This window comes from Streptomyces sp. NPDC013157, from assembly GCF_042899865.1.
In the GTDB taxonomy this organism is placed as follows: domain Bacteria; phylum Actinomycetota; class Actinomycetes; order Streptomycetales; family Streptomycetaceae; genus Streptomyces.
Genome location: NZ_JBIBAK010000002.1, coordinates 432,129 through 453,380 on the forward strand (window position 1 = coordinate 432,129; position 21,252 = coordinate 453,380).

The 21,252-nt window shown below is 73.1% G+C and carries 24 protein-coding genes; 14 read left to right on the forward strand and 10 right to left on the reverse strand.

Translation table 11 applies throughout. The annotated features are described in order from the left end of the window. Positions 1-129: 129 nt before the first annotated feature. Positions 130-921: a hypothetical protein gene (locus ACFY6U_RS07330; RefSeq protein WP_390035558.1), complete on the reverse strand. Its 792-nt coding sequence runs from the start codon at positions 919-921 to the stop codon at positions 130-132. A gap of 299 nt (positions 922-1,220) precedes the next feature. Here ACFY6U_RS07330 and ACFY6U_RS07335 point away from each other — a divergent pair, with 299 nt between their 5' ends. The 4 genes from ACFY6U_RS07335 (at position 1,221) to ACFY6U_RS07350 (ending at position 4,864) form a co-directional block, all read left to right on the forward strand. After that, positions 1,221-1,889 carry a DedA family protein gene (locus ACFY6U_RS07335; protein WP_390035560.1) on the forward strand — a complete coding sequence of 223 codons (669 nt, stop codon included), beginning with the start codon at positions 1,221-1,223 and terminating at the stop codon, positions 1,887-1,889. A 47-nt stretch (positions 1,890-1,936) separates the two neighbouring features. Continuing rightward, positions 1,937-2,599: a response regulator transcription factor gene (locus tag ACFY6U_RS07340; protein WP_390035562.1), complete on the forward strand. Its 663-nt coding sequence runs from the start codon at positions 1,937-1,939 to the stop codon at positions 2,597-2,599. Next, on the forward strand, positions 2,596-3,972 hold the full coding sequence (locus ACFY6U_RS07345; protein ID WP_390035564.1) for a sensor histidine kinase: 1,377 nt from the start codon (positions 2,596-2,598) through the stop codon (positions 3,970-3,972). The genes ACFY6U_RS07340 and ACFY6U_RS07345 overlap by 4 nt, the downstream gene beginning before the upstream one ends. Positions 3,973-4,486: 514 nt before the next feature. Further along, positions 4,487-4,864 carry a hypothetical protein gene (locus tag ACFY6U_RS07350; RefSeq protein WP_390035566.1) on the forward strand — a complete coding sequence of 126 codons (378 nt, stop codon included), beginning with the start codon at positions 4,487-4,489 and terminating at the stop codon, positions 4,862-4,864. Between the two features lie 37 nt (positions 4,865-4,901). Here ACFY6U_RS07350 and ACFY6U_RS07355 read toward each other — a convergent pair whose 3' ends face one another. The 4 genes from ACFY6U_RS07355 to ACFY6U_RS07370 all read right to left on the reverse strand — a co-directional run bounded on the left by ACFY6U_RS07355 (position 4,902) and on the right by ACFY6U_RS07370 (position 8,585). Continuing rightward, positions 4,902-5,708, reverse strand: a complete 807-nt coding sequence (locus ACFY6U_RS07355; RefSeq protein ID WP_390035568.1) for a zinc-binding dehydrogenase — start codon at positions 5,706-5,708, stop codon at positions 4,902-4,904. A gap of 271 nt (positions 5,709-5,979) precedes the next feature. After that, entirely contained in the window at positions 5,980-6,342 is a 363-nt protein-coding gene (locus tag ACFY6U_RS07360; RefSeq protein ID WP_390035570.1) for an ArsR/SmtB family transcription factor, read from the reverse strand. Positions 6,343-6,422: 80 nt separating this feature from the next. Continuing rightward, entirely contained in the window at positions 6,423-7,820 is a 1,398-nt protein-coding gene (lpdA, locus tag ACFY6U_RS07365) for a dihydrolipoyl dehydrogenase (protein WP_390035572.1), read from the reverse strand. Between the two features lie 66 nt (positions 7,821-7,886). Then, positions 7,887-8,585, reverse strand: a complete 699-nt coding sequence (locus ACFY6U_RS07370; RefSeq protein WP_390035573.1) for an SDR family oxidoreductase — start codon at positions 8,583-8,585, stop codon at positions 7,887-7,889. Positions 8,586-8,727: 142 nt separating this feature from the next. On the opposite strand from ACFY6U_RS07370, the gene ACFY6U_RS07375 reads away from it, so the two are divergent. The 3 genes from ACFY6U_RS07375 to ACFY6U_RS07385 all read left to right on the forward strand — a co-directional run bounded on the left by ACFY6U_RS07375 (position 8,728) and on the right by ACFY6U_RS07385 (position 10,888). Next, a complete protein-coding gene (locus ACFY6U_RS07375; protein WP_390035574.1) occupies positions 8,728-9,228 on the forward strand; it encodes a winged helix-turn-helix transcriptional regulator in 501 nt (166 codons plus the stop codon). 95 nt (positions 9,229-9,323) lie between these two features. Then, complete coding sequence (locus ACFY6U_RS07380; protein WP_390035576.1) at positions 9,324-9,830, forward strand: SRPBCC family protein; 507 nt, start codon at positions 9,324-9,326, stop codon at positions 9,828-9,830. After that, positions 9,830-10,888, forward strand: a complete 1,059-nt coding sequence (locus ACFY6U_RS07385; RefSeq protein ID WP_390035577.1) for an LLM class flavin-dependent oxidoreductase — start codon at positions 9,830-9,832, stop codon at positions 10,886-10,888. Before ACFY6U_RS07380 ends, ACFY6U_RS07385 begins: the two co-directional genes overlap by 1 nt. 11 nt (positions 10,889-10,899) lie before the next feature. Here the strand turns inward: ACFY6U_RS07385 and ACFY6U_RS07390 are convergent, their stop codons facing one another. Then, positions 10,900-11,187 (reverse strand): hypothetical protein, encoded by a 288-nt coding sequence (locus ACFY6U_RS07390; RefSeq protein ID WP_390035579.1) that lies wholly within the window; start codon positions 11,185-11,187, stop codon positions 10,900-10,902. A gap of 441 nt (positions 11,188-11,628) precedes the next feature. Here ACFY6U_RS07390 and ACFY6U_RS07395 point away from each other — a divergent pair, with 441 nt between their 5' ends. After that, positions 11,629-12,603 (forward strand): alpha/beta hydrolase, encoded by a 975-nt coding sequence (locus ACFY6U_RS07395; protein WP_390035581.1) that lies wholly within the window; start codon positions 11,629-11,631, stop codon positions 12,601-12,603. Between the two features lie 31 nt (positions 12,604-12,634). On the opposite strand, the gene ACFY6U_RS07400 is transcribed toward ACFY6U_RS07395, so the two are convergent. Both ACFY6U_RS07400 and ACFY6U_RS07405 read right to left on the reverse strand, forming a co-directional pair. After that, complete coding sequence (locus tag ACFY6U_RS07400) at positions 12,635-12,943, reverse strand: hypothetical protein (RefSeq protein ID WP_390035583.1); 309 nt, start codon at positions 12,941-12,943, stop codon at positions 12,635-12,637. 66 nt (positions 12,944-13,009) lie between these two features. Next, on the reverse strand, positions 13,010-13,429 hold the full coding sequence (locus tag ACFY6U_RS07405; protein ID WP_390035585.1) for a helix-turn-helix domain-containing protein: 420 nt from the start codon (positions 13,427-13,429) through the stop codon (positions 13,010-13,012). A 14-nt stretch (positions 13,430-13,443) separates the two neighbouring features. Between ACFY6U_RS07405 and ACFY6U_RS07410 the strand changes: the two genes are divergently transcribed. The 3 genes from ACFY6U_RS07410 (at position 13,444) to ACFY6U_RS07420 (ending at position 17,069) form a co-directional block, all read left to right on the forward strand. Further along, a complete protein-coding gene (locus tag ACFY6U_RS07410; RefSeq protein WP_390035587.1) occupies positions 13,444-14,220 on the forward strand; it encodes a polysaccharide deacetylase family protein in 777 nt (258 codons plus the stop codon). A gap of 195 nt (positions 14,221-14,415) precedes the next feature. Further along, positions 14,416-16,743 carry an FUSC family protein gene (locus ACFY6U_RS07415; RefSeq protein WP_390035589.1) on the forward strand — a complete coding sequence of 776 codons (2,328 nt, stop codon included), beginning with the start codon at positions 14,416-14,418 and terminating at the stop codon, positions 16,741-16,743. Between the two features lie 101 nt (positions 16,744-16,844). After that, a complete protein-coding gene (locus ACFY6U_RS07420; RefSeq protein WP_390035591.1) occupies positions 16,845-17,069 on the forward strand; it encodes a hypothetical protein in 225 nt (74 codons plus the stop codon). A 7-nt stretch (positions 17,070-17,076) separates the two neighbouring features. Here ACFY6U_RS07420 and ACFY6U_RS07425 read toward each other — a convergent pair whose 3' ends face one another. After that, entirely contained in the window at positions 17,077-17,865 is a 789-nt protein-coding gene (locus ACFY6U_RS07425; RefSeq protein WP_390035592.1) for a sugar isomerase domain-containing protein, read from the reverse strand. Between the two features lie 129 nt (positions 17,866-17,994). On the opposite strand from ACFY6U_RS07425, the gene ACFY6U_RS07430 reads away from it, so the two are divergent. Continuing rightward, complete coding sequence (locus ACFY6U_RS07430) at positions 17,995-18,879, forward strand: MurR/RpiR family transcriptional regulator (RefSeq protein WP_390035594.1); 885 nt, start codon at positions 17,995-17,997, stop codon at positions 18,877-18,879. Positions 18,880-18,987: 108 nt separating this feature from the next. Continuing rightward, on the forward strand, positions 18,988-19,347 hold the full coding sequence (locus ACFY6U_RS07435) for a hypothetical protein (RefSeq protein ID WP_390035596.1): 360 nt from the start codon (positions 18,988-18,990) through the stop codon (positions 19,345-19,347). Here the strand turns inward: ACFY6U_RS07435 and ACFY6U_RS07440 are convergent. Beyond that, positions 19,335-20,351 carry a BadF/BadG/BcrA/BcrD ATPase family protein gene (locus ACFY6U_RS07440; RefSeq protein ID WP_390035597.1) on the reverse strand — a complete coding sequence of 339 codons (1,017 nt, stop codon included), beginning with the start codon at positions 20,349-20,351 and terminating at the stop codon, positions 19,335-19,337. The two genes, ACFY6U_RS07435 and ACFY6U_RS07440, sit on opposite strands and share 13 nt — an antisense overlap. Positions 20,352-20,528: 177 nt before the next feature. Here ACFY6U_RS07440 and ACFY6U_RS07445 point away from each other — a divergent pair, with 177 nt between their 5' ends. Then, positions 20,529-21,191: a lytic transglycosylase domain-containing protein gene (locus ACFY6U_RS07445; RefSeq protein WP_390035599.1), complete on the forward strand. Its 663-nt coding sequence runs from the start codon at positions 20,529-20,531 to the stop codon at positions 21,189-21,191. Positions 21,192-21,252: the final 61 nt, after the last annotated feature.

Here is a 21,252-nt window from a genome sequence, read left to right on the forward strand (position 1 = left end):
CGCGCCGGGAATGTGGCGCCGCGCGGGCGGAGGCTCCCCGGAGAGCAAGACGCAGAACACGCGTTCACGGCTCCGCCCGGCGTGACGTCGGTACCCCGGCCGGTGGACCTGCCGTGCGGGCCGAGCCGCTCAGGCCGGATCGAGGCCCGAGGTGTCCCGGCGGGAGACTGCGAGGTAGCCGACGAAACAGGCGATGGCGACCGTCCAGGCGAGGGTCACCGGTGCCAGTCCCAGGCCGAGGCCGCCCCGGCCGTGGCCGACCGCCATCCAGTCGGCGAGCGAGGCGCCGAGGGGACGGGTGATGACGTAGGCCGTCCAGAAGGCGGTCACGGCGTTCAGGGCACCGCCGCGGTGGGCGATGGCGGGGAGGCAGATCGCGACGGCGAAGAGGACCACCGAGCCGAGGTAGCCGAGGCCGGCGGTGGCGGTCAGGTCGCCGGCGGCGGTACCGAGGGCGAAGGTGGCGAGGACGGTCGCCCAGTAGAAGGTCTCACGGCGGCGGGTGCGGATGCCGTGGATGGACAGCGTCCGCTCGACCGCATACCAGAGGGCGAAGACCGCGGCCAGCACGACGATGAAGAACGGGGTGGACAGCGTGTAGGGCACGCCGAGACCGACGTGCAGGACGTCGGCGGCCATCGTGCCGAACACGCTGACCATGACGACCGCGGTCCAGTACACCCAGGCGATGTACCGGCGGACCGCGAACTGCACGGCCAGGGAGACCGCCAGGGCGAGACCGCCGAGGCCGACGGCCGGTATCGGGCCGAGGACCCGGGCCAGCAGGTCCGACGCGGTCTCGCCCATCCCGGTGGTGAGCACCTTGATGATCCAGAAGTAGACGGTGACTTCCGGCACCTTGTTCGCCATGGTGCGGAGGGGAACGCGGGAGCGGTCGTCGAGGAGGTGCTCTGTGGTCATGGTCGGCACGATGACATGCGGGACTCCCGGTGCCACAGATGTCTTTGCCAATGTTTTGGCGCCTCTGGTGCATGAGTTTCAGGTCCGCTCACCGGACCTGAACGCAACCTGAACGACACGGCGAACTCCCTGGTCATGCCGTTTGGGTGGGTGGTACGGGGGTGCGGGCACGGGTGGGTGCCACGGCCGTGGGCCGCTCGTCGCGCACCCGCGATCGTCTAGAGTTCCCCATGGCGTCTACAAAGATGTAGTCGTTCAGGTGTTCATGTGAGACCGTCCGCCGGAAAGGGCCCCCGTTCATGACCACACCGATCCTCGCGGCGTCACAGCTGGCCGTGAACGTGCTCGACGCTCATTCGCTGCTGTCGGCCTTCGGCGTGCTGGGCGTCGGGGTGGTGATGTTCGCCGAGACGGGGCTGCTGGTCGGGTTCTTCCTGCCGGGCGACTCCCTGCTGTTCACCGCCGGCCTGCTGTGCACCGGCTCGGCGCAGGGAAGTCTGCACCTGTCCCTGGGCCCCCTGCTCGTGGCGGCGGCCGCAGGTGCGCTCGCCGGGGCACAGTTCGGATACCTGCTCGGCCGGAAGGCGGGCGGAGCCCTGCTGGCACGCAGCCGCTCCAAGCGCCTGCACGAAGGCGTGCAGCGCGCCGAGGACTTCCTCGACCGGTACGGCCACGCGAAGGCCATCGTCCTGGCGCGCTTCGTGCCGGTGGTGCGCACGGTCCTCAATCCGATGGCGGGGGCTCTGGAGGTGCCGGTACGGACGTTCACCCAGTGGCAGGTCGTCGGCGGACTCGCGTGGAGCGTCGGCCTCACCCTCGCGGGATACGCGCTGGGCTCGTCGATCCCGAACGTCGACCGGTACCTGCTGCCGCTGGTGGCGCTGATCGTGGTCGTGTCCCTGATCCCCGTTCTCTCCGAGGTGTACCGGGGGCGGCGGACCGCCGGGTCCGAGGAGGGACGCGGGTGACCGTCCCGGCCCCGGCCGCGGTACGGCCGTAGCTCCGACGGAGGACCATGCCTCAGAAGATCCTGGTCGTGGAGGACGATCACGCCCTGCGGGACGTGCTGCGCCGCGGGCTGGCCGACGAGGGCTTCGAGCCCGTGCCCGCCGCCGACGGCGCCACCGCCCTGCGGCTGACCGGCGACGGCATCGGCGCGGTCGTCCTGGACGTCGGACTGCCGGACGCGGACGGCCGGGACGTGTGCCAGGCGATGCGCGCCAACGGATTCGCGGCCCCGATCATCTTCCTCACGGCCCACCACCACCTCACCGACCGGCTGTCCGGGTTCTCCGCGGGGGGCGACGACTACCTTCCCAAGCCGTTCCACCTCGCCGAACTCGTCGCCCGGCTGCGGGCCTCGCTCAAGCGGTCCGCCCCGCCCGCGGTGTCCACGGCCGGGGACCTGGTCCTGGACGCGACCCGGCACAGCGCGCACGTCGGCGAGGCTCTGGTCGAGCTGTCCCCGACGGAGTTCCGGCTGCTGGCCACGCTCGTGGCCGCGGGAGGGGGCATCGTGAGCCGCCGGGACCTGGTGCGGACCGCGTGGCCGGACGGGGCTCAGGTCAGCGACAACACGCTGGACCAGTACCTGAGCCGGCTGCGCCGCAAGCTGCGCGAGGCGGGCAGCGGCCTGAACCTCGGGACGGCGCGCGGGATCGGCCACCGGCTGTCATGAACGGCCTCCTGCGGCTGCCGGCCCCGCGCACGCTGCGCGGTCGGCTCTCGCTCGTGGCGGTGACCACCGCGGCCCTCCTGATGACCGTCCTGACCGTGGCGTTCAACACCGTCATGGACCGGCACCTGCAGCACCAGGCGGACGTCGAACTGGGCAACCGTGCGGCCGCCGTCGCCACCACGGTGGACACCAGCGGCTCGCGGGTACGGATCCTGGAGACCGTCAACGACCGGCTCCTCGACGCCAACGTCTGGATCTACACCGGGACGCGCCTGCTGGAGAAACCCCCGTCCGCCACCGCCGGCGGCACCCTGACCGCGGCCGCCGCGCGGCTGGTCGTACGGGGACACGGCGGCTGTGAGACCGTGACGGCCGGGCATCCCCGGTCCGTGCGCCTGTGCGCCCACTCCGTGGCAGGGCGTCGCAGCACGGCGACGGTCGTCACCGCCCTGGACCTCGCCCCGTACCGCAACTCGGCGGACACCGTGCTGCTGGGGTCCCTGGTCCTGGATTCGGTCATGCTCGCGTGCACCTACGCGCTGACCCGCCTCGCCGTCGGGCGGGCGCTGCGCCCGGTGCGCACCATGACGGACCAGGCCACCGAGTGGAGCGCGGCGGGCTCCGACGAGCGCTTCGGCGCCGCCGACCAGCCGGCCGAACTCGCCCGCCTGGGCGCCTCGCTCGACGCGCTGCTGGACCGCGTCCGGACCGTGCTTCGGCACGAGCGGCAGCTGACCGGGGAGCTCTCCCACGAGCTGCGCACCCCGCTCACCCGCATCGTCGTCGAGCTGGACTGGTGGCGGGCCCGGCCGCGCTCCGATGCCGAGACCCGGGCGACGCACGAGGTGATCGCCGAGGCGGCCCAGGCCATGCGCACCATCTGCGACACCCTGCTGGACGACGCCCGTGAGGAGGCGCGCACCGCCGGCACGGCCCCCGGCGCCACGGCCGTCGGGCCCGTCCTGCACCGGCTGGTCGACCGTCTCGGGACGCCGGAGCGGGTGAAAGCCGTCGTCGACACGGCCGATCCGGAGCCGACGGCGGGCGTCCGGCCCGCGCTTCTCGAACGCATCGTCAGCCCCGTGCTGGCGAACGCGCTCCGGTACGCGCACTCGACGGTGACCGTGTCCGCGCGCCGGGTGCCCGGCGGGGTCCGGATCAGTGTCACCGACGACGGTCCCGGCGTACCGGAGGCGTTCGTGGGCGACCTCTTCCAGCCCGGCCGCCGGGCCGATCCCGGCGACGGGCACGACGGCGCGGGCCTCGGACTGCCGCTCGCGCGGCGCCTGGCCCGCTCCGTGGGCGGCGAGGTGTCCCACGATCCCGCGTACACCTCCGGGGCCCGCTTCCTCGCCGACCTGCCCGCCGGCTGAGTCGCGGGCTCAAGGAACCTCGCCGGCTACGCCGCGGGCACCGGCTCCCGTGCCCCTCCCGGGGCCGGGCCGGCGTCGCCGGCGCCAGTCCCGCCGCCACCAGCGCGCCCAGCATGACGATCGCCGTCGGCCGGGAGCTGCCCTCCCCGAACACGCCCGCCAGCGGAGCGGCCAGGGCGCCGAGGAGGAACTGGAAGCCGCCCAGGAGCGCGGAGGCCGCGCCCGGGGCCGTACGGCCGACCGCCTGGCCGATGCTCATGGCGCCCGGGAAGACCGGGCCGATGCCGCCGGCGGTCACGAACAGGGTGGTCCAGGTACCTGCGAGGGTCTCGCCCACGGTCACCACCAGCAGGACTTGTGCCAGCGCGCCCAGCAGGGCGATGCCGACCCCGGCCGAGAGCAGGGTGTTCAGGCGGGTGCCGCGCCCGGCGAGGCGGGCGAAACACGCCCCGGCGGCCAGCATGGCGACGGCGTTGGTGGCGAAGATGAGGGAGTAGGTGGTCGAGGAGACGCCGTGCAGGTTCTCGAAGACGAAGCTGGAGCCGCTGATGTAGGCGAACAGCGCGGTTTCATCGCCCGCACCCCCAACCCCGCCGACCGGCGTGCCGCGCTGGTCACCATCACGGAGGCCGGCGCGCAGGCGGTCGACGAGCTCTTCCCGCGGCAGCTCTCCGTCGGGATCGGACTGCTGGACGGCCTGGGCGAGGACCGCGAGTGGGTGACCGAGGACGAGGTGCACACCCTCACCACCTACGCCGTGGCCGGCGCCGACGGCCTGTTCGCGCACCGGGAGATCCAGGGCGACTCCGTCGACCTGGTGGCCCTGTTCGAGCTGCACGCCCGGCTCATCCACGACGCGGCCGCCCGGATGACGGCACAGGCGGGACACTGACGGTCTCCGCGCCGGCGCCCCGCCCGCGGGTCCGCCGTCAGCGGCCGGCGGGAGGTGCCAGGGGGCTCAGGAGGCCCCACCCTCGTGGGTGACGGTGACGACGATCTTGCCGACCTGCTCGTTCGCGGCCATGTAACGGTGCGCCTCGGCGTGTCCGCGAGGTCGAAGGTGCGGTCGACGACGGGGTCGAAGGCGCCGGAGCCGAGGCCCGCGTCGACGAACGCGACCGCGCGGCGCAGGCGCTCGGGGTTCGTGGTGTCTCGAAGAGCGTGTACGTGCTGCTGTTCAGCGCCGGGAAGGACCGGGCCTTGGGCAGCGGAGTGGGACGCGGGTCGAGGGCGCCGTAGACCACCAGGAAGCCGCCGGGGGCGATCCCCTGCGCGAGGGTCTCCACGCCGGGTCCCGCGACCGGGTCGAAGGCAGGGCGGACACCCTCGCCGCCGGTGAACTCCTCGATCCGGGCGGGCAGGTCCTCCTCGTCGGTGACGATCACATGGGCCGCTCCCGCCTCCAGCAGGCGCTGCCGCTTGCCGGGGCCGCGCGTGGTGGCGATCGGGATCGCGCCGACATGACGGGCGATCTGGATGGCGGCGAGTCCGACGCTGCTGGAGGCCGCCGTGATCAGGACGTGGCCACCGGGGCGCACCCGGCGGCTCTCGACGAGGGGGCCGTAGGCGGTGATGTACGCCATCCACACGGCCGCCGCCCGGACCGGGTCGACCTCGGCGGGGCGGGGCGCGACCGCCGACGCCGGGACGACGACGTGGTCGCCGTAGGTGCCGTAGTCGGTCTGCAGGAACTGCGGTACGACCGCCACCGGGTCGCCTTCGGAGAGGCCGGCCACGCCCTCGCCGACCGCCTCGACCCGGCGCGGTTCAGGCCGATCGCGTCGACGCGGATGCGGACCTCTCCCGCGCCCGGTGCGCCGACCTCGACATCGCGGAGGGTGAGGACCTCGGGTCCGCCGATCCGGTCGAACTGAACGAGTCTTGCCATGGTGCATCCGTCCTGGGGGCAGGGTCCGGGACGGAGACGCGCCGGGCCGGCCCGGCGCCTCCATTCACCCTGCCCCAAGGTTTCATGACCGTCAAATTTTGAGCTCGATCGAAATAAGGTCACCGGCCGTCCCGGCCCGCACCCGCTTCCGCCTCCAGCGCCGCGGCGGCCAGCACCGCGGAGAGCAGCCCGGGGAACCGCAGCTCCATCTCGTCGGCGCGCAGCGTGTTCATCTTCGCGGTGCCGACGTAGTACTGGCGGATCACGCCGGCCTCGCGCAGCACGGTGAAGTGGTGCGTCAGCGTCGACAGCGAGACGGGCGCGACGAACGTCCCGCAGCTCAGGTCCTCCCCCGCACGGGCCAGTTGCGACACCACCATGCGCCGCACCGGGTCCACCAGCGCCTCCAGCACCTGCTGGAGCGAGACCTCGGACAGCTCGGGGTGCTCCACGGTGCGGGCGGCGGTACGGGGGCGGGCCACGGTGACTCCTCGGGGCGGCTGCTGAGCGGTCACGTCATGGTACGACCGCACGTCTCAACCACCTCCGGTCCCGAGGCCCGTCAGAGGTTGATCATGTGTCCGGCGAGGCCGTGCAGGGCGTCCTGGACCGCCTCGCTCAGCGTCGGGTGGGCGTGCACGTTCCGGGCGAGTTCGTGCACCGTGAGGTCCCACTTCTGAGCGAGCGTCAGCTCGGGCAGGAGCTCCGTCACGTCCGGTCCGATCAGGTGGCCGCCGATCAGTTCGCCGTAGCGGGCATCGCTCACGAGCTTCACGAACCCGACCGTGTCGCCGAAGCCGTGCGCCTTGGCGTTGGCCGTGAAGGGGAACTTCGCCACCCGCACGTCGAAACCCTGGGCACGGGCCTCTGCCTCGGTCCAGCCGAAGCTGGCGATCTGCGGCTGGCAGAACGTCGCCCGCGGGATCATGCGGTAGTCCAGCTCCATGGTCTCCGCGCCGGCGATGCTCTCGGCGGCGACGATGCCCATCGCCTCCGCGGTGTGCGCGAGCATCAGCTTCGCCGTGACGTCGCCGATCGCGTAGATGTGCGGCCGGCTGGTACGGCAGTACCCGTCGATGTCGATGGCACCGCGCTCGGTGAGCCGTACCCCCGTGCTGCTCAGCCCGTAGCCGGCCGTCCGCGGCTGGAAGCCGGTGGCCTGCAGCACCTTCTCCGCCTCCAGGACCTGCTCCGAGTCGCCGGAACGGACGGTCACGCGGACCTCGTCCTCGGTCTCCTCGATGGACTGCACGGCGGTGGAGGTCAGGACCCGGATCCCCTGCCGCTTGAAGCGCCTGGTCAGCTCGGCCGAGACCTCCTCGTCCTCCAGCGGGGCGATCCGGTCCAGGAACTCCACCAGCGTGACCTCGACACCGTACGACCGCAGCAGGTAGGCGAACTCGACGCCGATGGCCCCGGCACCCGCGATGACGATGCTGGACGGGAGGCTGTCGGAGAGGATCTGCTCCTCGTAGGTGACGACGCGCCGCCCCAGCGTCGTACCGGGCAGCAGCTTCACGGTCGAGCCGGTCGCGATGATGCAGGAGCGGAAGGAGAGCGTGGTCTCGCCGTCCTGCATGCGCACCTGAAGGGTGTACGGGTCGAGGAAGGTGCCCTGCCCCTCGAACTGCTCGATCTTGTTCTTGCGCATGAGGTAGCCGACGCCCTTGACGCGCCCGTCGGCCACCACCCGGCTGCGCTCGTAGGCGGCGCGGTAGTCCAGGCCCACCTCCCCGCTGATCTTCACGCCGAACTTCTCCGCGTCGTGCAGGATCAGCTGGGCGACCTCGGCGTTGCGCAGCAGCGCCTTCGCCGGGATGCAGCCGATGTTCAGACACACGCCACCCCAGAAGCGGCCCTCCACGATGGCCGTGCGCAGGCCCAGCTGGGCGGCGCGGATCGCGGCCACGTAGCCGCCCGGCCCGGCTCCCAGGACGACGACGTCGAAGTCGGTCTGCATGGCTCCACCTCACCGTTGTGTCGAGTCGGTCTGCTGACTCCACGGTCGCACGATCAGGTCGCGCGATCAGCCGGTCGGGTAGAGGAGATCGAGCGGCCCGGACAGCGCGGCGCGCACCCGGCGGGCGGTCTCGTCGACCAGGACCTCGGGCTCGTCGCGGGCTATCGCCTCCATCGTCTGCGCGGCCACCTCGGCCGCATCCGTCTTGGGCTCGTCGACCGCCGCGGTGGCGTCGGTGTCCACCCAGCCGACGTGCACGCCGACGACCAGCGTCCCCTGCTCCCGCAGGGCGACCCGCAGTGCGTTGGTCACCGACCACTGCGCCGCCTTCGACGCGGCATAGCTGGGGAACCGCCAGGTCGAGCGCCACGAGGCCACGGACAGCATGTTCACGAGGGCGCCGCCGCCGTTGGCCGCGAGTACCGGCGCGAAGGCCCGGGAGACGGCCCAGGTGCCCAGGTAGTTCACCTCCAGCTCCCGCCGCGCGCCGTCCAGGGAGCCCTCCAGCAGGCCCGGTCCGGCCTGGATGCCCGCGTTGTTGATCACGATGGTCGCGTCGGAGACCGTGCGCGCGGCGGCCGCGATCTGCTCGGGGTCGGTGACGTCGAGGCGGAGCGGCTCCAGGCCCGGCTCGGTGAGGTCTTCCGGCCGCCGTACGCCCGCGTACACTCTGGCCGCGCCCCGGGCCAGCAGGGCGCGGCAGAACGCCAGCCCGATCCCGCGGTTCGCTCCGGTCACCAGCGCGACCGATCCCTCGATCTTCATGGTCGGACACCTCGATCCACGGTCGACGGCCGCCGGCGGACGGCCAGGCCCCCCGCTTCATGCTGCGGCCTGCGCGGGCCGCTCACATCCGTGACCGCGACTGTCAGCAGGGTTTCTTCACAAGACTCGCTATCGTGGGGCCATGAAACGGACGTCGTTCGCCACGTGGCCGTGCTCCATCGCACGGACCGTCGATCTGCTGGGTGACCACTGGACGCCGCTGGTGGTGCGGGAGGCCTTCTACGGGATCCGCCGCTTCGACGAGTTCCAGCAGGAACTGGGCATCGCCCGCAACACGTTGACCGACCGGCTGCGTCATCTGGTGGACGAGCGGATCCTGGAGAAGCGGCTGTACGAGGCCGAGCCGCCGCGCTACGACTACGTCCTCACGGAGAAGGGCCGGGACCTGTTCGCGGTGCTGGCCGCGATGTCCGCGTGGGGCGACCGGTGGCTGGCCGGGGAACGAGGCGTGCCCGTGGTGTTCCACCACGGGGCGTGCGGCCACGACACCACCGCCGAGGTCGTCTGCTCCCGGTGCCGGACGCCGCTCAGGTCCGAGGAGACCTCGATGCGGATGGGGCCGGGCTATCCCGAGCGGCTCGGGCAGCGGCCGGACATCCGCCGGCGGTTCGGTGTCGACTGAGCATCCCGTGGCGCCTTGACCCATTGACGTCTTGACAGGCTGAGTCTTATTTAGCAACTCTGAGGGCGGACACCCGGACGGCAAGGAGGCCGGTCGTGGAGTGGACGGGCGCGCGCTACGCGGACAGACCCACGGTCGAGGTGCGGACCTGGATCGACGCCCCACCGGCCACGGTGTGGGCCCTGGTCAGCGACATCGGCCTGATGCCGGACATGAGCGAGGAGCTGCGGTCCGTCGCCTGGCTGGACGGGGCCGTAGCTCCGGCGGTGGGGGCACGGTTCGTCGGCCGCAGCGAACACGAGGCGTTCGGGAAGTGGGAGACCACCTCCCACGTGATCGAGTGCGAGCGGGAGTCGGTGTTCGCCTGGGCGGTGCAGGATCCGTCCGAGCCCTCCGCGGTCTGGCGGTTCCGGCTCCGTCCGAAGGACGGCGGAACGGAGCTGTCGCAGTGGATGCAGCTGGGTCCGGGACGTTCCGGACTGTCGGTCGCCATCGACCGGATGCCCGACAAGGAGCAGAAGATCGTGTTCGTACGGCTGCGGGAGTTCGAGCGTGGCATCACCGCCACCCTCGCGCAGATCAAGAAGCGGGCGGAGGCGTGATGCGGACGGCGACCACGATCGAGGCCTCGGGCGGCGAACACCGGTCCCGGACGAGCGACTTCGTCGTCGAGGCCGAGAAGCTGGGCCTGGACGTCTGCTGGGTGGCCGAGGCCTGGGGCTCCGACGCGCCCTCCGCTCTCGGCTACTACGCGGCGCTCACCGACCGGATGCTGCTCGGCTCCGGCATCATGCAACTCGGCACCCGGACACCGACGGCGGTGGCCCAGACGGCCATCACCCTCTCCAACCTGTCCGGCGGACGTTTCCTGCTCGGTCTCGGCGCCTCCGGCCCGCAGGTGATCGAGGGACTGCACGGCATCCCCTTCGCCCGGCCGCTGCGCCGCATGCGGGAGACGGTGGAGATCGTCCGGCGGGTGGTCGACGGCGGCCGGATCTCGTACTCCGGCGAGGAGTTCACGCTGCCGCTGCCCGGCGGCGAGGCCGTCCCGATGCGCCTGTCCATGCGTGCCGAGCACGACATCCCCGTCTACCTCGCCGCCCTCTCCCCCGCCATGCTGCGGCTGACCGGCGAGGCCGCCGACGGCTGGCTCGGCACCAGCTTCGTGCCCGAGGGCGCCGCCGACGCCTACTTCGCCCACCTCGACGAGGGCCTGGCCCGGAGCGGTCGTACCCGTGCGGACCTGGACGTCTGCCAGGGCGCGGAGGTCGCCTTCGCCGCCGACGAGGAGGCGCTCGGCGCGATGGTCGCCGGACGCAGGAAGGAACTCGCGTTCAGCCTCGGCGGGATGGGGTCGGCATCCACCAACTTCTACAACAGCGCCTACAGCCGCCAGGGCTGGGCCGAGGTCGCCGCCGAGGTGCGTGAGCGCTGGCAGGCAGGCGACCGGGACGGCGCGGCGGCTCTGGTGACCGACGAGATGGTGCTCGGTACGACGCTGATCGGCACGGAGTCCATGGTGCGCGAGCGCCTCGCGGTCTGGCGCGACGCCGGCGTCGACACCGTACGCCTCTACCCGGCGGGCGAGAGCCTGGAGGACCGGCTCACCACGCTCGGGCGGGCGATCGAGCTGGTCCACGAGGTCGGCGGGGCCGCCTGAGCCCGGCCGCGTCAGTCGAGGGCGTCGCTGCGAGCCGGCTCCTGCCGCTGCCGGTGCTGCTCGTTCCAGAGGTCGGCCAACTCGCCGAGGGCGCTGTTGAGGCGGCCCAGTTCCCAGAGCAGGTAGCCGCCGGCCACGGCGAACGGGATCCACTCGCCCCAGTGGAAGAGCAGGACCGGCATGTACACCAGTCCGGCCAGGACGAGGAACTTGACCAGGATCTCGGCCGCGTACGCCTGCTTGCGTGCGACGACTGCGTGCTCGCCGCGGCCGTGGGTCCACTGGAGGCGCGTTTTCATGACTGCTCCCTCGGGTTCTGGGCGCTCACGCTGCTCGAACAGGCCGCCGCCGACCGTCAGTTGACAGTTTCAGGGCGGGTGCGGCCCGGAGCCAGGACCGCCCGAGGACTTCGGCATATCTCCATGCGACCGTCGCGAACGGAGGCATGTGCTCCGGCCTGCGCCGAGGTGAGCCGGTCCCGGCACCGCCCGCGGCGAACCGTCCGGCCGGGACCCTTGTCCGGTCGCCCTCCCCCACAGCCCGTAGCGCCGGGCCCACCGTTCGGAGTCGGCCACGTGATGCCGCCCGCGCGGTCCGGTGTCAGGCTGGAGAACGATGCCGCCTGCCCGGCCCTGCCGCCGACACACCCGCGGTGCCGCCCTCGACCGGCGGTGACCGGCGGAGGCGAGCGGCCGGCCGGACCCCGCCGCCGCGGCATCGGCCCTTTCTGGAGGTTCGTCATGAAGGATCTGCCCCCGCCGCCCACCCCGTACCTGGAGCCCGCGGCCCGCGAACTCGCCGACGCCACCGCACCGCACCCGCGGATCTACGAGGTACCGCCCCCGCAGGGGCGTGAGATTCTCGCCGGTCTGCAGACGGGCGAGGGGGTGGCCAAACCCGCCGCCGACGAGAGCTGGATCGACATCGACGCCGGTGAGTGGGGCACCGTACGCGCCCACCTCGTCAAGCCCGAAGGCGTCAACGGGACGTTGCCGGTGATCTTCTACATCCATGGCGCCGGCTGGGTCTTCGGCGACGAGAACACCCACGACCGCCTCGTGCGGGAGCTGGCCGCCGGGGCACGGGCGGCGGTCGTGTTCCCCGTCTACGACCGGGCCCCCGAGGCCAAGTACCCGACCCAGATCGAGCAGAACTACGCCGTCGCCCAGTGGGTGGTGAAGCACGGCAGCGAGTACGGCCTCGACCCGTCCCGGATGGTCGTGTGCGGGGACTCCGTCGGCGGCAACATGTCGGCGGTCCTCGCCCAGATGGCCAAGGACCGTGGCGACATAGAACTCGCCGCGCAGATCCTGCTCTACCCGGTGACGGACGCCGACTTCGACACGCCGTCCTACCAGCAGTTCGCCGACGGCTACTACCTCACGCGGGAAGGCATGATCTGGTTCTGGGACCAGTACACGAGCGACGAGGCCCAGCGCCGGGAGCGCTACGCGGCCCCCCTGCAGGCTTCCGTCGACGACCTCAGAGGCCTGCCGCCGGCCCTGGTGATCACCGACGAGGCCGACGTGCTGCGTGACGAGGGCGAGGCCTACGCGGCGCATCTGCGGGAGGCCGATGTCCCGGTCACCGCCGTGCGGGTCCAGGGCATGGTGCACGACTTCATGATGCTCGACAGCCTGCGCGACACGAGAGCCACGAACGTCGCCCGGCACCTCGCCGTCGACTCCATCAGGGAGGCCCTGCGCGCCGCCTAGCCGGATCCGACCGGACCGCCGGCCCGCCGCGTCACCGCATGGTGGCGTGGCGGGCCTGCGTCTCCCTGCGCGGTGCCGTCCACCGCTGCGCCGGACCGGCCGCCGGGGACGCCGTCGCCGTCACGCCCACTCCGTTCAGCAGGGACCTCGGGGTGCGCGTGAGCCGGGGCTCGACATCGACGACGGCCTGTGCCGGCTCGGGGCGCGACTCGTAGCGTTCACGGAGCCGGGTGCCGGGCGCGGCCGTCTGCCAGAGCGCGCCGGCCGTGCTCGTTGCCGTGACGACCACGTCCGCGGCAGCGCTCTCGGTGATCCCCAGGAGCCTTTGCCCTTGCAACACCGTTGCCCGTGAGGCGACTTCGCCGAGCGCGACCGTCTCGGCCTGCCGCGCCCGCAGCGCCGCCGATCAGTCCCGCCGGCCTTCCGCGGTGCGGCTCGGGAAGATCTGCTCCCGTGTCCCGAAGTACCCCAGCATCGCGGACTCGTGCATGCCGACGGCGGCGGCGATGTCCGTCGGCGTCACCTCACGGACGCCGCGCTCGGTGCCGAGCGATCGAGCCGCGTCGAGGCTCTCCCGCTCGCACTGCTGCCTGGCCGCCGCGGGGGCACCGCTCCCCGATCCGGAATCCCGGTGCTCCCGGCTCCGCGCCCCGCCCCGTGCCCCGTTCTGCGCGGACCGCCAACACCGATCGCGCCGCCCGGCGTTAAAGGTCTCGCAGAGCGCCTGTCGCAGAACTCTCGCGGAATTGTCCGTGATCGGTAACGGAGGGATCCGGGGCCCCCCGTCTTCCGTCCTGACGGGTGCACGAGATCGACTGAACGACAAGGATCGGGGCGGACATGGCGCGGCACGGCGGACGGGGATGGTACGGCCAGATGGTCGCGGCGGCGCTCGGGGTCACGGCCGTGACCGTGGCCGCCTCGCTGTGGACCGCGCAGGCCGGTCCCGTCAACGGGACCGCGGAACCCGGGACTTCGGTGCACCACCCCGCGCCGAAGGCGGCTCCGGCGCCGGTGTCGGTGGAGATCGCGCACGCCTCGGACCGGGGCGCCAGGGGCGTCAACATCACCATCGACGACGGACCGGACCCGGTCTGGACCCCCAAGGTGCTCCAGGTGCTCGAGGAGTACGGCGTGAAGGCCACGTTCTGCATGATCGGGCCGCAGGCGAAGGCACACCCCGACCTGGTCAGGGCGGTGGTGGCGGCCGGGCACCGGCTCTGCGACCACACGGTCTCCCACGACGTCACCATGGACACCAAGTCCGAGGCCTACCAGTCCCAGCAGATCCTCGAAGCCGAGCGCATGATCACCGAGGCGTCCGGGGGTGTACGGCCGCTCTACTACCGCGCCCCCGGCGGCGCCTTCACTCCCTACAGCCGCAAGGTCGCCGCCTCCCGCGGCATGCGCCCGCTGGGCTGGAACGTCGACTCGAAGGACTTCGAGCGTCCCGGCACGGCCGTCATCGTCGCCACCGTCAAGGAGGAGCTGCCGAACGGGCCGACCATCCTCTTCCACGACGCCGGCGGCGACCGCTCCGAGACGGTCGCCGCCCTGCGTGAGGTGCTGCCCTGGCTGAAGGAAGAGGGGTACTCGTTCGGCTTCCCGGTGCGCTGAGGACGGGACCGCCTCGGCCGTGGAGGCGAGGCAGCGTTTCGAGGGCGCCCCGGCGAGCGGTCCACCGGCCGCCCCGGCAAATGTTGCGGACGGCCCGGCGGTGACCGCATATGGGTGGTGTGAGCGGTGCGGCGACGGGGCCGGCCACTCCGGGGCCGGCGGGAGGTGGACATGTCGGGGCGGGCGCCACGGTGGGTGACGTGGTTGCGCGGCAAGGACCCGGATCTCGCGGCGACCCGGCGGGCCGGGCGTACGGCGCTGGTGATGCCCGCCCTGTTCGCCCTGTGCACCCAGGTGCTGCACTCCCCGACGATGGCGAGCTACGCCGCGTTCGGCTCCTTCTCGATGCTGTTGCTGGTGGACTACTCCGGGCCGATGGTGGAGCGGCTGCGGGCGCAGGCGGCACTCGCGGTGGCGTGGCTGGTGCTGATCTGCCTCGGCACCCTGGCCGCGCCATGGCTCTGGCTCGCCGTGGCGGCCACGGTCGTGGTCGGGTTCGCGGTCCTCTTCGCCGGCGTGGTCAGCTCGGTCCTGGCCGGCAGCTCGACGGCGCTGCTGCTGGCCTTCGTGCTGCCGGTCAGCGCCCCGGTGCCCCTGTCGCAGCTGCCCGCGCGCCTCGCCGGCGCGGGCCTGGCGGGGGCGGTGGCCCTGCCGGCCGTCGCCCTGCTGTGGCCGCGTCCCGTCGCCGACCTGCTCAGCGCCCCGGCGGCGGCCGTCTGCCGTGCCGCCGCCGGGTATCTGCGGATCCGCGCGGCCCTGCCGGGGCCGGACGGGCCGGGGTCCGACGCCGAGCGGTGCCGGGCCGGGGCCGAGCACACCGCCCGTACCGGCGCGGACCTGCGCGGAGTCTTCGACGCCACGACGTCCCGCCCGACCGGCCTGTCCGCGACCTCACGTGCTCTCGTCCGGCTGGTGGACCAGCTCACCTGGCTGTGCGCCGTCCTCGTCGACCGGTCCGAGTACACCGACGAGCCCCCGGCCTGCGACCCGGCCGCGCACACCGTGCGCCGCGCCGCCGCCCACGTCCTGGAGGCGGCCTGCGACCTGCTCACGGACCTGAACAGGGACACCGGTCCGCTGCGGACCCGCGGGAACGACCTGCGCGCGGCCCTGGCCGCGATGGAGCACAGCTCCACCGTCCAGGTGCCCGCCGAACACCCGGGCGGCACCAGCATGGCGGAGGTCTACGGGTTCATCGCCACGCTCGACGTGTCCTTCCGCGCCCAGGAGCTCGGTTTCGCCGTGCTGCAGATCGCCGACAACGTCGACATGGCGGCCACCGCCTGGCAGCGCAGCTGGCCCGAGCGGCTCCTCGGCCGTGAGCCGGGCGCCCTGAGCGCACCCCTCGCGGCCGCGCGGGAACGCGCCTTCGCCCATCTCAGGCCCGACTCGGTGTGGCTGCACAACAGCCTGCGCGGCGCCGTCGGCCTCGGCATCGCCGTGTTCCTGGCCGGGGTGGCCGGTGTGGGGCACTCCTTCTGGGTGTTGCTGGGCACCCTGTCCGTGCTCCGCTCCAACGCGCTCAGCACCGGGCAGAACGCCGTCCGCGCCGTTCTCGGCACGGTGGCCGGGTCCGTGGTGGGTGCCGCGCTGCTGCATCTGATCGGCCACCACGGGACGGCGCTGTGGTTCGTGCTCCCCGTGGCCATCCTGTGCGCAGGGATCGCGCCCGCCGCCATCTCCTTCGCCGCCGGGCAGGCCGCGTTCACCGTCACCCTGGTGGTGCTGTTCAACGTCGGCCAGGACCCGAACTGGCACATCGCCCTGCTGCGCGTCCAGGACATCGTGCTGGGGTGCCTGGTCAGCGTGCTGGTGGCCGTGTTCTTCTGGCCGCGCGGCGCCCGGGGCGCCGTGCACAGGGCGCTCGCCGAGGCGTACGACGACAGCGCCCGTTACCTCGCAGACGCGGTGGACTACGCCCTGGGCCACCGAAGTCCCGCCGCCCCCGATCCGCAGAGCCGGGTGGCGGCGGCCGCCGCCCGTCGCCTCGACGACGCGTTCCGCACCTACCTCGCCGAACGCGGCGCCAAGCCGCTGTCGCTGTCCTGCGCGACCACTCTCGTCACCGGGGTCGTCGGGCTCCGGCTGGCCGCCGACGCCGTCGTCTCCCTGTGGAAGGGCGAGGGCCTGGCGCGTGTCCAGGCCGTCCGGGCCGACGCCCACTGTGCCGTCCTCGGTTCGGCGGCCCGGGTCACCGACTGGTACCACGGCTTCGCCGCGAGCCTCGGGGGCCGCTCGTCCGTCCCCGACGCCGTCCCGCTCCAGCCCGAGGGCGCGGCGCGGCTCGTGGAGTCCGTCCGGACCGAACTCAGCGACGGTCAGGGCCGGGCCACGCCCGTCGCGGTGCGGATCATCTGGACCGGCGACCACGTCGACGCCGCCCGCCGCCTCCAGCCGGCCCTCGCCGAGGCCGCCAGGGCCCAGGCGAGGACACAGCACCGCCGTGCGCGGAAGGCGCCCGCCGGCCCGGACGCGGCACCGGGTCCAGGTACCCCGTCGTCGCCGCGCGGCCCTGAGCGGTGATCCCGACAGACAGGCGTGGCCCAGGCGACGTCGTCGACCGCCGGCCACGGCGCGGTCGACACCACCGCGGGCGTCCCCCCGGCGGAGGCCGTGCCGTACCGGTGCAGGTGGGACTGATCGACGCAGCCGATCTCCGCCGCGACCCGAGCGGCGCTGTGCCCGGCGGCGAGGCGATGGGGGTGTTCCCTTGGGTGTTCAACGTGACCGGGCTGCCGGTGCGCGTCCGGCTCGTCGCGGCGCCCTGGCGGGAGGACCTGCCGCTCCAGGTGTCCCGCTCCCCGGAACTCGCGCTCCCGTGGCACGGGCGGCGCCCGCCCCTCGGTTGACGCGCTCTCAGCTCGCGGTGCGCCGGATCCGTCCGGCGTACCGCTTCTCCAGTTCCAGGTTGCCCTCGAAGCCGCCGGGCACGTTGGCCGAGACGTAGACGGGCGGGCGGTCGCCGGAGGCGAGGAGCAGGCCGGCCGCCTCGGCCACCGCCATCTGCACCAGCATCACCCCGGTCAGCGTGGACAGCGCCGAGACCGCGCCGCCGCCCGGGAGTTCGAGAAGCGCGTCGCCGCGCGGGGCCGCGTTGTCGAGGACCACGTCGGCGAGGTCGGCGAGTTTCCTGCCGCTGGGATGGACGGCCGGGACCGCCCTGGTGTGCGCGAGGGAGGTGAGGGCGAGGAGACGGTGTCCGCGTTCCTTGGCGTGCAGGGCCATCTCCACGATCACGTTGTTCACCCCGGAGTTGGAGACGATGACGAAGAGGTCCCGGGGATGCGGGGCGGCGAGGGCGTAGAGGCGGGCGGCGACGCCGGGCTCGCGCTCCAGGAGCGGGTCGTCGAGGACGCTCGGGTGCTCACCGCCGTAGAGGACGAGGTCGGCGATGCCGATCCGGTTGGTGGGGACCAGTCCGCCCGCGCGGCCGGCGACTTCGAGGACCAGCGCCTGGGAGTGGCCGGTGCCGAAGGCCTGGACGACCCCGTCGGCGCGGACGCAGTCGGCGATCAGTCCGGCGGCCCGGACGACGTCGGCGCGCGCGGACTCGGTGAGGCGGTGGAGGGCGGCGAGGCCCTCGCGGGCGAAGCGTTCGGCGTTCACCGGTCCGGTCCCGGACCCGCCGGCGGACTCGACGGACACGCGCACACCCCCCGAGCTACCCCGATCGACGAATCAATTAATCACGCTCTCGGTGTGCGGGGCAACGGCGTGCCGTTCCGGGCCCGGTATTCAACTGACGACTCATAAGGTGGCAGGTACCGTCTCTGCATGCCCTCGACCGACGTCACCGCACTGATCCGAACCGAGCTGCCGCGCCTGGCCGGCTCCCTGCGGAAGGTGGGCGAGCTGATCCTGGCGGATCCGACCGCCGTCACGCACTGTTCGGCCGCGGAGCTGGGCCGCCGCACCGGCACCTCCCAGGCGACCGTGACCCGTTTCTGCCGGGCCGTCGGTCTCGACTCCTACCAGCACCTGCTGATCGCGCTCGCGCAGGAGCGGGGCCGCGGCGAGGTCTCCGACTGGGGCACGGCCGAGATCGGTCCGGACATCTCCCCGGACGACAGCCTGGAGCGCGTGGTGAAGGTGGTCGGCACCGCGGACCTGCGGGCCGTCCAGCAGACCCTGGACCGGATCGACCTGGATGCGGTCGAGCGGGCCGCGCAGGCCATGGCCCGGGCCCGCAGGATCGACGTCTACGGCGTGGGCGGCAGCGGCGCGGTGGCGCAGGAGACCGAGACCCGGCTGTTCCGGATCGGCTGTTCGGTACGCGGCTGGACCGAGGTGCACGCCGCGGTCACCTCCGCCGCGCTGCTCACCCCCGCCGACGTCGCGCTCGGCATCTCCCACTCCGGGTCGACCCGCGAGACGACCGAGCCGTTCGAGACGGCCAGGGAGCGCGGCGCGACGACGATCGCCCTGACCTCCGACCCGCGTTCCCCGCTCGCCCGCGCCGCCGGCATCCGGCTCATCTCGTCCACCCCGGAGACCAGTTTCCCCACCGGTATCATCGGCGCCCGTCACTCGGTGCTGCTCCTCATCGACTGCCTGTACGTCCGGGTCGCCCAGCTCACCTACCAACGGGCCAGCGCGGCACTGGCGTTGACCGACCACATCGCCGGGCAGCACGCGGTGAAGGCCCGGCGATCGCACTGAGCCCGCCTCCGGCCTGCATGAATGAACCAACAACAGACCACTGCGGCTGGTTGATTGAACCACCCCACGATGCCAGGATGGGGCTCCACCAGCACTCGTAGGAGCCCCATGCGTGTGACCTCTGTCGAGTCGACCGAGCTCTTCACCGGCACCCCTGAGAAACCGCTGCAGGTGGTCCTCGTTCGGGCCGAGCACATCCCGGGCCGACCGGTACTGCTCGCCGTCGAGGGACCGGGGGTTCGCAGCGTCGGCGAGAACCGCGCCACCGTCGGCGAGGACGGAACCGTACACGCGGAGGTCCCCGTGGCCGCCGAGCGGCTCGCGCCCGGCGAGCGGCGCAGGATCACGGTGACGGTGGAGGACGCGGGCATGGGCCGACTCCTGATCCACTCCGCGGAGTTCACGGCGGCCGACGCGGCCGGACCGTACCCGAGGCAGGCAGTGGGTGCGGGTGGTCACGGATCCTGAGGGGGCCGGTGGCCGGTGGTGAGCAGCCTCGCCAGGGCCACGGCCCCCGCACGGCCGTCCGCCACCGGGACGAGCGTGAGGCCGCCGAGCCGTTGCGCGAGCGGGGCGAGCAGCGGACCGTCCGGGGCGGTCAGACCGCCCGTGACGACCAGTGCCTCACCCGGGCGTGGCCGCAACGCGGCCACGGTGCGGGCGAGATGGGCGACCGCCTCCCGGAGGATCGCCCCGGCGACCTCGTCCTCGTCCGCCGCCGCGTCCGGCACCAGTGGCGCGAGGTCGGCCAGCCGCACGGGCGGGCGGTCCAGCACGGCGGGCAGCAGCTGTGCCCGGTAGGCGGCCCGCCGGGCGGGCGCCCAGCACCCGCCGCCGGCCGGCGGCAGTACGCCCGCCGCGATTCCCAGGGCCCGGCCCACGGTGCCGGTCAGCGCCGTCGGTCCGCCCCGCCCGTCCGCAGCCCGCAGCGCCGCCCGTGCCGCCTCGCGGCCGATCCAGAACCCGCCGCCGTCGTCACCGAGCAGCCAGCCGTCCCCGCCGGACGTGGCGACCAGTGCGCGCCCCTCGATCCGCGCGGCGACCACTCCGGTGCCGGCCACCAGGGCGAGCCCGTCGGCCGGATGCCCGGGCGCCCCGGCGAAGGCCGCCTCGATGTCGCTGTGGATCTCGACGGCTCCGGTGGTGATCCCCAGCCGCGACAGAGCGGCGGTGAGGCCGGCCAACGCCCGTACCCGGCCCCGCTCCTCCTCCGGCGCCCGGGCGGCCCCCGCGAAACCGCCGGCCACCGCGCGGACCCGCGCCCGCATCGCCTCCGGCACGGCCGCCGCGACCGCCTCCGCCAGATGCGCGGCGAGTTGCGGGCCCGGCACGGTCAGCGCGTTGCCCGGCCCGGCCTCGCCTTCCCGGAGGACCCGCCCGTCCCGCGCGTCCGCGAGGACCGCACGGGTCCGGGTGCCGCCGGCATCGATCCCGACGACCCACCCCGCGCCCTGGTTCCCCTCACTGTTCATCGAGGCTCATGGTGGCCCCTGTACCCCGCTCCGGCGACGGTGTGAGCATCCGCACGTCCTCCGGCATTGCGTCGGCCGCGCCGGCACGCAAGAGTGTTCCAACTGCCTTACCCAGCAAGCGAAACACTTCCGTCGACCGCCGCACACGGTGGCCCGGGCGAAGAGGAAGAGAAGCGCGTGAGCCGCATATCGGTCCGGGGAATCGCGGTGGCGTCGGCCACCGCGGTCACCGCTGTCGGAAGTGTCGTCGGTGTCGCCTCGGGCAGCAGCGCGCAGAACAACGACGCGGAGGCGCCGGCGGCCGACGCCACCCTCCTCGCGGACCTGCCCACGGGGCAGCAGGCCCAGGTGCAGACCGCGTCGCTGACGCAGCAGGCCGACACCGTGGCGGTGCAGGCGGACGCGAGTGCCCGCAAGGACGCCGAGCAGGCCGCCCGGGCCGCGGCCGCCAGGGCCGCGAAGGCCAAGAAGTCCGCGGCCGAGGAACGGGCGGCGGCCAAGGCCGCGTCCGGCGACCCCACCGCCAGCTTCCAGGTGCAGAGCTCCTACACCGTGGCGCAGATCAAGGCGATGGCCGCGCAGATCGTGGGCAGCGGCCAGTTCCAGTGCTTCAGCAACATCGTGGACCACGAGTCCACCTGGAACTACCTCGCGGTCAACCCCTCCTCCGGCGCCTACGGCCTCGTCCAGGCCCTGCCCGGCAACAAGATGGCCTCCGTCGCCGCCGACTGGCAGACCAATCCGGCCACGCAGATCAAGTGGGGCCTCAACTACATGAACACCACGTACGGCAGCCCCTGCCAGGCCTGGGCGTTCTGGCAAGTGCACCACGCGTACTGAGGCTCGGTCTGCGAACGGACCGCCGCACGCGCACCCCGGCAGCGGCCTGACCTGCCGCGCC

What these genes read in the sequence shown, in the direction of transcription:
- ACFY6U_RS07330 (WP_390035558.1), bottom strand. Translation starts at nt 921, where the DNA reads ATGACCACAGAGCACCTCCTCGACGACCGCTCCCGCGTTCCCCTCCGC.
- ACFY6U_RS07335 (WP_390035560.1), top strand. Translation starts at nt 1,221, where the DNA reads ATGACCACACCGATCCTCGCGGCGTCACAGCTGGCCGTGAACGTGCTC.
- ACFY6U_RS07340 (WP_390035562.1), top strand. Translation starts at nt 1,937, where the DNA reads ATGCCTCAGAAGATCCTGGTCGTGGAGGACGATCACGCCCTGCGGGAC.
- ACFY6U_RS07345 (WP_390035564.1), top strand. Translation starts at nt 2,596, where the DNA reads ATGAACGGCCTCCTGCGGCTGCCGGCCCCGCGCACGCTGCGCGGTCGG.
- lpdA (WP_390035572.1), bottom strand. Translation starts at nt 7,820, where the DNA reads ATGCAGACCGACTTCGACGTCGTCGTCCTGGGAGCCGGGCCGGGCGGC.
- ACFY6U_RS07370 (WP_390035573.1), bottom strand. Translation starts at nt 8,585, where the DNA reads ATGAAGATCGAGGGATCGGTCGCGCTGGTGACCGGAGCGAACCGCGGG.
- ACFY6U_RS07375 (WP_390035574.1), top strand. Translation starts at nt 8,728, where the DNA reads ATGAAACGGACGTCGTTCGCCACGTGGCCGTGCTCCATCGCACGGACC.
- ACFY6U_RS07385 (WP_390035577.1), top strand. Translation starts at nt 9,830, where the DNA reads ATGCGGACGGCGACCACGATCGAGGCCTCGGGCGGCGAACACCGGTCC.
- ACFY6U_RS07390 (WP_390035579.1), bottom strand. Translation starts at nt 11,187, where the DNA reads ATGAAAACGCGCCTCCAGTGGACCCACGGCCGCGGCGAGCACGCAGTC.
- ACFY6U_RS07395 (WP_390035581.1), top strand. Translation starts at nt 11,629, where the DNA reads ATGAAGGATCTGCCCCCGCCGCCCACCCCGTACCTGGAGCCCGCGGCC.
- ACFY6U_RS07410 (WP_390035587.1), top strand. Translation starts at nt 13,444, where the DNA reads ATGGCGCGGCACGGCGGACGGGGATGGTACGGCCAGATGGTCGCGGCG.
- ACFY6U_RS07430 (WP_390035594.1), top strand. Translation starts at nt 17,995, where the DNA reads ATGCCCTCGACCGACGTCACCGCACTGATCCGAACCGAGCTGCCGCGC.
- ACFY6U_RS07435 (WP_390035596.1), top strand. Translation starts at nt 18,988, where the DNA reads ATGCGTGTGACCTCTGTCGAGTCGACCGAGCTCTTCACCGGCACCCCT.
- ACFY6U_RS07440 (WP_390035597.1), bottom strand. Translation starts at nt 20,351, where the DNA reads ATGAACAGTGAGGGGAACCAGGGCGCGGGGTGGGTCGTCGGGATCGAT.